The 9871-nt window shown below is 37.8% G+C and carries 9 protein-coding genes and 2 riboswitches; of the genes, 2 read left to right on the top strand and 7 right to left on the bottom strand.

All coding sequences use genetic code 11. From position 1 onward, the window contains the following. Positions 1–223: 223 nt before the first annotated feature. The 7 genes from JCM9157_RS22075 to JCM9157_RS22055 all read right to left on the bottom strand — a co-directional run bounded on the left by JCM9157_RS22075 (position 224) and on the right by JCM9157_RS22055 (position 7922). Complete coding sequence (locus tag JCM9157_RS22075; protein WP_035668443.1) at positions 224–1525, bottom strand: NCS2 family permease; 1302 nt, start codon at positions 1523–1525, stop codon at positions 224–226. Between the two features lie 116 nt (positions 1526–1641). Continuing rightward, a riboswitch (purine riboswitch) is annotated at positions 1642–1744 on the bottom strand. 90 nt (positions 1745–1834) lie between these two features. Then, complete coding sequence (guaA, locus tag JCM9157_RS22070; protein WP_035668445.1) at positions 1835–3376, bottom strand: glutamine-hydrolyzing GMP synthase; 1542 nt, start codon at positions 3374–3376, stop codon at positions 1835–1837. Between the two features lie 112 nt (positions 3377–3488). Beyond that, positions 3489–3590: riboswitch (purine riboswitch) on the bottom strand. Between the two features lie 36 nt (positions 3591–3626). After that, positions 3627–4007 (bottom strand): DUF4129 domain-containing protein, encoded by a 381-nt coding sequence (locus JCM9157_RS24490; protein WP_148296945.1) that lies wholly within the window; start codon positions 4005–4007, stop codon positions 3627–3629. After that, positions 4004–4537 carry a transglutaminase-like domain-containing protein gene (locus tag JCM9157_RS24485; RefSeq protein WP_158318637.1) on the bottom strand — a complete coding sequence of 178 codons (534 nt, stop codon included), beginning with the start codon at positions 4535–4537 and terminating at the stop codon, positions 4004–4006. Before JCM9157_RS24485 ends, JCM9157_RS24490 begins: the two co-directional genes overlap by 4 nt. A gap of 5 nt (positions 4538–4542) precedes the next feature. Further along, complete coding sequence (locus JCM9157_RS24480) at positions 4543–5802, bottom strand: TgpA N-terminal domain-containing protein (RefSeq protein WP_148296943.1); 1260 nt, start codon at positions 5800–5802, stop codon at positions 4543–4545. Between the two features lie 18 nt (positions 5803–5820). Beyond that, positions 5821–6966, bottom strand: a complete 1146-nt coding sequence (locus JCM9157_RS22060) for a DUF58 domain-containing protein (protein WP_035668441.1) — start codon at positions 6964–6966, stop codon at positions 5821–5823. After that, complete coding sequence (locus JCM9157_RS22055) at positions 6963–7922, bottom strand: AAA family ATPase (RefSeq protein WP_035668439.1); 960 nt, start codon at positions 7920–7922, stop codon at positions 6963–6965. The genes JCM9157_RS22060 and JCM9157_RS22055 overlap by 4 nt, the downstream gene beginning before the upstream one ends. A 212-nt stretch (positions 7923–8134) precedes the next feature. On the opposite strand from JCM9157_RS22055, the gene JCM9157_RS24775 reads away from it, so the two are divergent. After that, positions 8135–8281: a hypothetical protein gene (locus JCM9157_RS24775; RefSeq protein WP_156321514.1), complete on the top strand. Its 147-nt coding sequence runs from the start codon at positions 8135–8137 to the stop codon at positions 8279–8281. A gap of 386 nt (positions 8282–8667) precedes the next feature. Next, positions 8668–9861, top strand: coding sequence for a DHH family phosphoesterase (locus tag JCM9157_RS22050; RefSeq protein ID WP_035668437.1), 1194 nt, complete (start codon positions 8668–8670; stop codon positions 9859–9861). Positions 9862–9871 lie beyond the last annotated feature (10 nt).

Here is a 9871-nt window from a genome sequence, read left to right as displayed (position 1 = left end):
TAAGGTGTCGCTCATTGGCGACTTTTACATCTTAACAAACATCATTTGTTAAGTCAACAACTTTTTTGTCGAATTTTTTCGAGTCATTACGACAACAGAACTAACTTTATCATCATTCACACTAATCGTCAATACCTATTTTAAAAACACAACTCATCAACAGAAAGTCTTTCAATGTAATTAAAAAAGAGCAACCTCTTTATAAAGGCTGCCCTCAATATTATTATTCTGACAAGAAAATAAAGTAAGCTAAGAAAACAAAGAATAACACATACATGATAGGGTGAATCTCTCTCCCTCTACCTTTTGCTAGCATTGTAATTGGATAGAAGATAAAGCCCATTGCAATACCTGTAGCAATACTATAAGTAAGCGGCATCGCAACTACTGTAATAAACGCTGGAACTGCAATCTCAAACTTCTTCCAGTCTATTAACCCTAACGAAGAAGCCATTAAAATCCCAACAATAATTAAAGCCGGCGCCGTCACTTCTGACGTTACAACTGCCAATAATGGCGAGAAGAACAAAGCAATCAAGAAAAGAAACGCTGTTACAACTGATGTAAAACCAGTACGTCCACCCGCTGATACACCAGAAGCAGATTCGATATAAGCAGTCGTTGTCGACGTTCCAAGTAATGCTCCAATTGAAGTAGCACTTGAATCAGCTAATAATGCTTTTCCTGCACGAGGAAGTTTGTTGTCTTTTACAAAACCTGCTTGGTTTGCAACAGCATAGAGTGTTCCCGCCGTATCGAAGAAATCTACAAAAAGAAAAGTTAAAATAACAACAAGTAACTGTATAGTAAAGACGCTTGCCCAATCAATTCTAAAAGCTTCTAAGAAAGTCGGAGCTAAACTTGGAACCGAGCCAACTATTTGAGTAGGCGTATCAATAATACCTGTAAAAATACCTAGAAGAGCAGTTGCTACCATACCATAGAAGATACCGCCTTTAAATCCACGAACCATTAAAACAACGGTTACGACAACTCCAAAGATCGCAAGCAACGTAGGACCATTCATTAAATTTCCTAGAGTAACAGCAGTAGCTTCGTAAGGAACAATAATGCCTGCCCCTTTTAACCCTATGAAAGCAATAAACAAACCGATACCAGCAGCTGCTGCATATTTTAACTCTGCTGGAATCGCATTAATAATAACTTCACGTATTTTAAATACAGTAATTAAAATGAAAATAATACCCGAGATAAATACTCCAAATAAAGCTACTTGCCATTCAATTCCCATTCCAAGAACAACAGAGTAAGCAAAAAATGCATTTAAACCCATACCAGGCGCTAGAGCAATTGGGTATTTAGCAAGCACACCCATAATAAGCGTTCCAATTGCAGCAGCTAAAGCCGTTGCGGTAAATACAGCTCCGATATCCATTCCAGCATCAGCTAGAATCATCGGATTAACAAATAAGATATAAGCCATCGATAAGAACGTCGTTAAACCTGCAATTGATTCTCTTCTGTAAGTTGTACCATGCTCTTTAAAACCAAAGTAACGATCCATGTTGTTTTCCTCCATAATGTTAGTCTTACTTGTAATATAAACAGAAAAAAGCTTCCAATGCATCTCGCTTGGAAGCTTAACTAACAAAAATCATTTTTATACCAACAAAAATAAGTTGAGATAGGATGATTTTTCGTAGTCAAGCTCTTTACGGGAAGCTTGGTAGAGACTCGCAGGCCATATCCCTGCAGTTATACGAAAAGAATATTTTTTCTTTACAGAAGAAATATTATCAACCTATCTATTCTTTGTCAATATAAATCCGAACATTATTACCTATTTATTTTACAAAGGTTCGGTTTTTCCTTTTTATTCCCATTCAATCGTTGCTGGTGGTTTCGAAGTTACATCGTAAACAACACGGTTAACATGTTTTACTTCATTAACAATTCTAGTTGAGATGATCTCAAGAACATCCCATGGAATACGAGCCCAATCCGACGTCATCCCATCAATTGATGTAACTGCACGAATTCCGACTGTATAATCATACGTTCTTGCATCGCCCATAACCCCTACACTTCTCATGTTAGGAAGAGCTGTGAAGTACTGCCAAATCTCGCGGTCTAGTCCAGCTTTTTTAATTTCCTCACGCAAGATTGCATCTGATTCACGAACAATCTCTAACTTCTCATCTGTAATTTCACCAAGAACACGAATTCCAAGACCTGGACCTGGGAAAGGTTGACGCCATACAATTTCCTCAGCAATACCTAGTTCCGTTCCAAGCTTACGAACTTCATCTTTGAATAATGTATTCAATGGCTCAATTAATTCAAAGCGCATATCTTCAGGTAAGCCACCTACATTATGGTGTGATTTAATTGTTTGAGCTGTATCTGTTCCACTTTCAACGATATCTGTATAAAGTGTTCCTTGAGCAAGGAAATCCATATCTTTCAGTTTTCCAGCTTCTTCGTCAAACACATAGATAAATTCATTCCCAATAATCTTACGTTTTTGTTCAGGATCTGTAACGCCTCTTAACTTAGATAAGAAACGCTCTTGTGCATCAATTTTTATAACTTTCATATTAAAGCCTTCGCTAAATGTCTCCATAACACTTTCAGCTTCACCTTTTCTAAGAAGGCCGTGATCAATAAACATACAAGTAAGTTGATCACCAATCGCTTTGTGAATAAGCACAGCCACTACTGACGAATCTACACCACCACTAAGCGCACAAAGAACCTGCTTGTCCCCAACTTGTTCACGAATCTTTTCGATTTCGACTTCAACGAAATTTTCCATCGACCATTCACCTTTACAACCACACACTTCAAAGGCAAAGTTTTTAAGCATATCGTTTCCAAACTCGGAATGGCGAACTTCTGGGTGGAACTGAACCCCGTAGAGGTTTCTATCTTCATTACTCATCGCAGCTACAGGTGTAGAAGGATTAAAAGCGTCCACTACAAATCCTTCAGGAGGAGCTGTAATTAAGTCACCATGACTCATCCAAGTTGATTGCTCAATTGGAAGACCACGGAAAATTTTTGATTGGTTTTCTACCTTAATAACAGCTTTTCCGTATTCACGATGATCAGCCGCATCTACTTTCCCGCCAAAATGCTGAGTCATCAACTGCATTCCATAACAAATTCCAAGAATCGGAACACCTAAGTCGTAAATAGCTGGATCACATTTAGGAGCACCTTCTACATAAGCACTATTTGGTCCACCAGAGAAAATAATTCCTTTAGGATTCATAGCTTTAAGTTCTTCTGCTGTTATTTTATTAGAATGTAATTCACTATAAACACCTAAATCTCTAATTCGTCTTGCAATTAACTGATTATATTGTCCTCCAAAATCAAGAACAACAATGATCTCTTGGTTCAAATCTGTCATACTTTCCCACCCTTTATTTGTTTTCATCCATAATACCTAATAAAAAAACTAGAATCCACCTGTTTGTAATTGAGACATGCACAAATACACTACAAAGGCAGAATTCTAGTTTACAAACCCATTCTGCCTTCATAGTCAGATTGTTTACGGTAATCCGGTAGAGACTCTTAGGCCATATTCCTAAGGATATACGAAGGTTTATATATCGTTCTTAAATACTGATTCATTTTATCAGTGCACTATAAACTGGTCAAGAATCGATTTTCCGAACGAGCGACATCCAATGGTTTTTTTGCTCAATCCAACTAGATGTACTTACTTGTCCTCCGTACATTATTTTCTCGTACTCAGTGGTGAGATGAAGCATCTCAGTTGAATCATATTGTTTATCTATTCTACCTGCGTATTCTCTAAGCGTCTCTCCGTCTTTTCTTTGCCAGCCAACATACGCTAACAACCAAAGAAGTCGTTCATAAGCTTGTATAAAAGCATGATCATCGTTTCGACGTGCAAACTTAGTTAATAGATAGTATTGGACAATTTTTTTATTTTTAAGCAAACCAAGAAGAATGAGAAAGCTGATTAAACCACTTAAAATCCACGGGCCAAAAGGAAGCCTCCATTCGCTCATTTGTCCGGCACTAGATGAAGCTGCTCATCATCGCCTTGTAATTCAGCAAAAACATCCTCTACCTCAGGTTCTGACGACTCTTCTTCCAAATCCTCTTCAGTATTCGCCTCTTCACCTTCTACTTCCGGCTCTATAAAATCAATATTTGCATCAAACCCACGTGTTGGCTCAAATGGGACCCAGCCAACTTCAGGGAAATAAACTTCTACCCACGAATGGGCATTGCCATTAGTGATTTCATAGATATCCCTTGTTTCATCAAGGGTCTCGATCATTTCTCCTTGAGTAAACCCCTTCGCCCACCTAGCTGGGATGTCTAGCGTGCGGAGCAACACAATCATTGAGGTTGAAAAATTGTCACAATACCCTCTTTGTGTTTCAAATAAGAATTGATCGACATAATCCTGCCCTTCTGCTGGTACCGGAACATCTTGAGTCTCATAAATAAAATCTCCCTGTCCAAAGTAACGTTCTACCGCCTTGGCCTGGTCATAACGATTAGTAGCTCCCTCTGTTAGTTCAACAGCCAATTCCTTCACACGCTCAGGTAGATTATCAGCAATTGCGTATAATATTGCTTAATTACGTCTGGGTCTTGTTCGGTTGACGAACGCAACCCTTCAATCTGGTAACTTGGATATCTATATTCATAACGATAGTTAGATAATTCAACCGGACCCGCCTCATTATAGGTACTGGCTTTTTCCGTATAAACATCTTGAAATAAATTCACATCCATGATGTGGTCATCTAAAAGTAGTTGACCCGGATAAAACAAATGAGGAAACAACCTTTCGCCTGACTCAACCGCAAACGCTAGTTCCGTCTCGAGAATTTCATATTCCACGAATTGATTGTTTTCTCCATAGGTAAAGTTTCTTTGTTCAGCAGGGGTTGTGTTCTCCCATCCGCGACCAGTGTAAAAGTCTTTCGTTTCTCCTCTCCAATAATGGGCCTTAGAAGCTGCTGCGTAGAAAACGGGCGTATCATCATCCTGAAACCCTCCGCCCAACTGCTCGTCAGAATCACCATAGCCAATTCTTTGCATAGTAGAATCTGCAGAATTACCTATTCCAACCGCGGCACGCACGAATGGAACTGGATCTTCCCACTGTGGGTCAAATTTCGGTGAAAGTAATCCTAATACTCCTCCTGTGCCAATCATTAAAACTAGCAACATCGCTAAACGAACAGGTAAAAGTTTTGGCGCTGAGTACAACGGTTGTTGCTCGATCATTCGGTACATCGTTACTAATCCTAGTAACAAGAACCCAATTAGAAACGTACGGATAATGGCAAACGTAGCATCATAAATCGTAAAAGTGTCAATGACTGTTACGTAGACAACCGTAAATAGAAGAAAAAATAAGATTCTCCTAGCATGAACTGTCCAATAAAATAAAAGGTAACTCATAATAGAAAGAAGAACAAAAAATAAGAAACTACGAAACAGATCTGTTAATTCATGCCACGCTCCTACAAGCATTAGTTGAACATTTAATCTGACTTCTGAAAAAATGACAATTAACCATTCTGTAGAGAAAAACGGACCTTCAAAGAACACCAAATATAACCCATAACAAATAACTAAAAGCTTCAAAATCATAGAAATGATAACTGATAATTGCAAATAGGTAATAAAGAAAAACACTGCCGTAATCAAAACAAAGACAGAGATGAAACCGGTATCCGTTACGTACGGGAGAGGTAAAAGCCATTCTAGTAAGAGCAGGAAGCTAAGTCCATAAAGAAGAAAATCTCTCCCCGAATCTATTTGTTTTTTTTCTAAACGCATGACTACCCTCCCTCACTATTACTTCTCATTAAATTCATGAACTGAAATTCCCATTTTTTCTATTTCCTTAGAAATTAACCGATCCTGCTGTGTTAATCCAGGCATGCAAATGGTAACGTTGGCACCTTGTTCACGCAATGTTTTAGCCACTTTAATAAAATGACGATCTAAATCGGAACACACATAATAAACATGCATACCTTCCCAGTCACGGTAAATTTTATGAATAATGGGTGTTGGTGTCGTTTCTGGAGTTACTTTAGCGAGCAATCTTAAGCCTTGCCCAACCGTTCGTTGCGTTATGTTTAAACTTAACCAATCAGGTATTCTTACAGCTAAACTAGGAGAGGATTGCTTTTTTGCAAAACTCGCCATTAAAGAAGCAGCTAAAATAACTGTGTGTTCAAATTTTTCTGCCCCCTCCTTGAAAAACGTATCAAGAGCAACTATGACTCCTTCACCTTGATAAGACTCAAATTCTTTAGTCATTAGTTGATTAGATCTAGCTGACTGCTTCCAATCAATCATCGTTAGTCTATCACCAGGTACATATTGTCTAACACCCGCAAGCGATCGGTCTTCCTCAAACGACCTTTTATTTTTAAATCCCTCTAACTGTTTAGGACTACCCACATGAGGAATTTCATTCAATTTTTGCAAGCGTGGATAAACGAGCACAGTCGTCTCGCACTTAATTTTAGAGGTTCTCTCAAACAAACCAAATAAATCTCCAAAAATAAGGGTAATTTCGTCAAAACTATGTTCTCCCCTTTTCAATTGAGAAACCGAATACGTAAAAGTTAACTTTCTTTGAAAAGAGAAAAAGAACAATGAGCCAGTTTCATCATAGTTTCCTAGATTTTCTGGAACAACATCTCGTACTCGGACATAGAAGAAAGGTTGCAAAGCTTTCTTTGTTATCGTGACCGTCACTAATAACTGTTCGCTTGCTTGTAACACCTCTTCATTAACCTTACGCTCTGCTCGTACAACACGAAAAGGAAATATGGCAATAAGAATTGTTGAAACAATGACCGAAATTACACTGTAGAACAAGAACCAACTAACAAAGCCACCTTGGAACATCGCATAAGAAAAAACAATCAAAACAAAGGCAACTAGTAAAAGAAACTTCAAGTAAGGACGTAACTTACTCCATCTCACGAGCGAGTCAACCTTCTTTGTGAAACAGGTACTCTAACGTGCTCTAATATAGAACGGATCAGCTCTTCACTCGTTCGATTTGACATTCTTGTTTCTGCCGTCAGCATAATACGGTGCGATAAAACAAACGGCGCTAAGTACTTCACGTCGTCTGGTAAAACATAAGCTCTTCCTTTAAGAAAAGCGTAAACTTGCGCTGCCTTCATTAAAGCAATCGTTCCACGCGGACTGACTCCAAGTTCAATTGAGCGATGCTTTCTCGTTTCATGAACCAGTTCAATAATATACATCTTAACTTCTTCACTCACCACTACACTTATAATCTCAGCTTGGATGTTTTTCACTTCTTCAATCGACATAACTGCCTCTAACGAATCTAATGGTTGATGATTTTGAAGTCGATTTAGAATTTCCAACTCCTCTATTTCTGTCGGATAGCCTAAATTCAATTTAAGTAAAAAACGATCTAATTGAGCTTCCGGTAGCGGAAATGTCCCAGCATACTCAATTGGATTTTGCGTGGCCATAACCATAAATGGCTTTTCTAGAAAAAGTGTTTCTCCATCAACCGTAACACTGCCTTCTTCTAACGCCTCTAACAAAGCTGACTGCGTTTTCGGCGATGTGCGGTTGATCTCATCAGCCAAAACAATATTAGCCATTATAGGTCCCGGTCGAAACTCAAACTGTTCCGATCTTTGATTATAAATCGAAACTCCTGTTACATCAGAAGGCAACAAATCAGGTGTAAATTGAAGTCGTTTAAACTCAGCTCCAAAAGACCTAGCTAGCGCCTTAACCATCATTGTTTTCCCAACTCCAGGTACATCCTCAAGTAAAACGTGCCCACCTGCAAAGAAAGCAACTAGACTCAATTCAATTTCATTTCTTTTCCCTACAACAACTTGTTCTATATTTTGAATTACTTTCTCTATTTGATTAAGTGCTGCCACCATATCGGCCTCCATTTCTACTAAAAAACATCTAATTTCATCATAACATTTCAATTCAGAAAAAACGTTACAATTGCATTACCAATTTTATGAGAATTCTTTAATGAAATTAAAGAGCCAGATCTTGTTGAATGTTTTTCGTCATATATTCTTCCGCTGCTCATATACTTACAGTCTACACGTGTTAGAATATTGAAAAACTAAGGAGGGGTCAAATGGGACTTTGTTTAACATTCATATTAATCGGATTAACTATTGGGTTTGTACTATTTAGTTATTCTGGGCTGTTAGTAGGTCTATTTGCAGCCTTAGTAGCCTCTGGAATAACGAATCAAATACTTTATAAAAGGCTTTCTTCCTAAGCAATGTTTCTTATTAGATAATCGTATGACCTAAAATAGGAGTGGAACGGAAAAACTTACTTTTTAAGCAAGAAGGTAAAGGCCCACGGACACCAGAGCCTTTATTTAAACAAAATACTTCCTTTTTACTAACCAATCAGCCAGTTGATTCGCTATTGCCTGATATTGAGATGAATTCCTCAATTTTCGGCTAAATAAAGGCTCATGTGTCCTCCAAACGAAAAATAATGAAAGGTATTTGTGCCATAACGTACTCCCCGTCCAAGAGCATCCTCCTCCTGATCACCAAGTAAAAAATAGGCTCCCTATTAAAACAAGAAGAAACGAATGAAAAAGCGTATTTCCTTCTTAACCGTGCATACTATTGAAGGAAAGGAGGAGGAAATATGACGTTACACATTTTTTCTCACAATGATTTAGATGGCGTTGGTTGCGGAATTTTAGCCAAATTAGCTTTTAAAGACCAAGTCGAAGTCCGTTATAACTCCGTACAAGGACTAGATTTTCAAGTAGAACGTTTTTTAGAACAGAAAGCAGACAAGCACGAACTACTCATTACCGACTTATCTGTACATAATGAAAACGAAGCTAAGCTTGAAAGCTTTTTCAAAAAAGGTGGCAAGGTCCAATTGCTTGATCACCACAAAACAGCTCTCCACTTTAATAAATATAAATGGGCGAAAGTACAAGTAACCTACGATGATGGACGTCTAGCATCTGCTACATCGCTCTTATATGATTATTACAAAGAACAAAAACTTCTTGAAAGCAATCCTACCATTGACCGTTTTGTAGAATTAATTAGACAATGGGATACTTGGGAATGGGATAAAAACAATACAATCGAAGCAAAACGTTTAAATGACCTTTTCTACATGATTTCTATCGAGGAATTTGAAGAGAGAATGTTGAATCGACTTTTAAACGCTTCTTCTTTTACCTTTGATGATTTTGAAGAAAAGATTTTAGATATGGAAGACAACAAGATTGAACGCTATATTCATCGAAAAAGAAGAGAGCTCATCCAAACGTTCATTGACGATTTATGCGTTGGAGTGGTTTATGCGGAGTCTTATCATTCTGAGTTAGGAAATGTGATAGGAAAAGACTGCCCGCACCTTGATTATATCGCTATTTTAAATATGGGCGGAAAAAAGATCGCGTTCCGAACAATTCATGATGAAGTCGATGTCTCACAAATTGCTAACCAATTTGGTGGCGGGGGTCATTCAAAGGCAGCCGGCTGTTCAATTAATGAAGATGCCTATAAATTGTTTATTACAAACACATTCCCTTTAGATTCTTTAAAAATTGACGCTCCTAAAAATCAAGTAAACCTAAAAGGCAGAAAAGAAGGTTGCTTGTACGCAGATCGTGAAGAAAATTACTATATTATCACCCCTTCTGGAGAACAAAAATATAAATTAATAAAAGATCAAAAAACAATAGAGATTTTTAATACATTTGAAGAGGCAGAACGTTATTTAAAACGAAATTACGCTGCTTACTTAGTAAGAGATGATGTTTTTGACAAATATAAAACAGAAGCCAAAAAAGAAGGTCATTCTGTTTTAACTTAAGTAAAAGGAT

This window comes from Halalkalibacter akibai JCM 9157 (assembly GCF_000513135.1).
GTDB lineage: Bacteria > Bacillota > Bacilli > Bacillales > Bacillaceae_D > Halalkalibacter > Halalkalibacter akibai.
This window is presented reverse-complemented; position numbering and strand designations above follow the sequence as displayed.

Coding starts and splice junctions, on each gene's coding strand:
- JCM9157_RS24775 (WP_156321514.1), top strand. CDS start 8,135: ATGGGACTTTGTTTAACATTCATATTAATCGGATTAACTATTGGGTTT.
- guaA (WP_035668445.1), bottom strand. CDS start 3,376: ATGACAGATTTGAACCAAGAGATCATTGTTGTTCTTGATTTTGGAGGA.
- JCM9157_RS24480 (WP_148296943.1), bottom strand. CDS start 5,802: ATGCGTTTAGAAAAAAAACAAATAGATTCGGGGAGAGATTTTCTTCTT.
- JCM9157_RS22050 (WP_035668437.1), top strand. CDS start 8,668: ATGACGTTACACATTTTTTCTCACAATGATTTAGATGGCGTTGGTTGC.
- JCM9157_RS22055 (WP_035668439.1), bottom strand. CDS start 7,922: ATGGTGGCAGCACTTAATCAAATAGAGAAAGTAATTCAAAATATAGAA.
- JCM9157_RS22075 (WP_035668443.1), bottom strand. CDS start 1,525: ATGGATCGTTACTTTGGTTTTAAAGAGCATGGTACAACTTACAGAAGA.
- JCM9157_RS24490 (WP_148296945.1), bottom strand. CDS start 4,007: ATGAGCGAATGGAGGCTTCCTTTTGGCCCGTGGATTTTAAGTGGTTTA.